This is a genomic window from Streptomyces sp. NPDC002888 (assembly GCF_042888465.1).
Lineage (GTDB): Bacteria > Actinomycetota > Actinomycetes > Streptomycetales > Streptomycetaceae > Streptomyces.
Genome location: NZ_JBIAPU010000063.1, coordinates 1 through 1,611 on the forward strand (window position 1 = coordinate 1; position 1,611 = coordinate 1,611).

General features: G+C 71.1%; 1 protein-coding gene. It reads left to right on the forward strand.

Annotation, left to right across the window (positions count from 1 at the left end; translation table 11 throughout):
- Positions 1 to 61 precede the first annotated feature (61 nt).
- The coding region (locus ACFYWX_RS47695; protein WP_389431806.1) for a condensation domain-containing protein at positions 62 to 1,611 on the forward strand (1,550 nt) is incomplete at its 3' end.

Below are 1,611 nucleotides of genomic sequence, written 5' to 3' on the forward strand. Positions count from 1 at the left end.
GCTGTTCCAGACGCCGACGCCGGCTGGGCTGGCGCTGGCTTCGGATGCTCAGCAGGTTGTGGTGCCGGAGAACCTGATTCCGGCGGGCGCGACGGTGATCACGCCGGAGATGCTTCCGCTGGTCGAGTTGACGGCAGAGGAGATCGAGCGGGTCGTCGCCACGGTGGAGGGCGGCGCCGCGAACATCGCGGACGTGTATCCGCTCGCCCCGCTCCAGGAGGGCCTGCTCTTCCACCACCTCCTCGCCGAGGGCGGCGACGACGCCTATGTGCTTCCCTCCGTGCTGGAGTTCGGCTCACGCGAGCGCCTGGACGACTTCACGGCCGCGCTGCAGAGCGTGATCGACCGGCATGACATCTTCCGCACCTCCTTCGTCTGGGAGGGCCTGAACCGACCGGTCCAGGTGGTGTGGCGCAACGCCGAACTGCCGTTCACCGAGGTGACGCTGGACCCGCAGAGCACCGACCCGGTGGCCGAGCTGGTCGCATTCGTCGGCTCCGCGATGGACCTCAACCGGGCGCCGCTGTTCACGGTCCACGCAGCCGCAGTCCCCGGCGGTGACCGCTGGCTGGGCCTGGTGCGCGTCCACCACCTGGTGCAGGACCACGCCGCGCTGGAGACGCTGCTGAGCGAGATCCAGGCCTTCCTCACGGGCCGGGGCGACCAACTGCCCGAGCCGCTGCCCTTCCGTACCTTCGTGGCCCACGCCCGTGGCGCCGCCGCTGACGAGGCCTCCCACGAGCGCTACTTCGCCGAACTGCTCGGCGACGTCACCGAACCGACTGCACCGTACGGTCTGGTGAACGTCCGCGGAGTCGGCGCCGACGTGGTGCGCGAGGTCGTACCGTTCACACCCGCCGCCGAGGCACGGCTGCGTGAGGTCTCCCGCCGGCTCGGCGTGTCTGCCGCGACCGTCCTGCATGTGGCGTGGGCCCGGGCCCTCGCGGTGCTCAGCGGCCGCGACGACGTGGTCTTCGGCACCATCCTCTTCGGGCGGATGAACGCCGGCCTGGGCGCCGACCGCGTCCCCGGGCCGCTCATCAACACGCTGCCGGTGCGGGTGCGGACGGATGAGCTCGGTGTTCTGGACGCGGTGTCGGCGATACGTGACCAGTTGGCGGAGTTGCTGGAGCATGAGCACGCTCCGCTCGCGCTGGCGCAGAACGCCAGCGGTGTCGAGGGCGGTGCCCCGCTGTTCTCCGCGCTCTTCAACTACCGCCACAACGGCGGCCAGGATGCCGGCCCGGCTCCCCAGGCGGAGGACCGCGGCGAGAGGGACGGCATCCGGCTGGTCTTCTCGCGGGAGCGGACCAACTACCCGCTCGCCGTCGCGGTCGACGACGACGGCGACAACCGCGGGCTGTCCCTCGCCGTGGACGCTGTGTCCCCGATCGATGCGTTGGCGGTCGGTGGGTTGGTGCGGACGGCGGCCGAGGGTGTGGTGTCGGCGTTGGAGGTGGCGCTGGACGGTGGTCCGCAGGTGGCGCTGAGTTCGGTTGAGGTACTGGACGAGGGCGAGCGTCGTCGGGTGCTGGCCGAGTGGAGTGGTGCCGCGGCGGAAGCTGAGGAGAGCACGCTTCCGGCGTTGTTCGAGGCGCAGGTGGCGCGGAC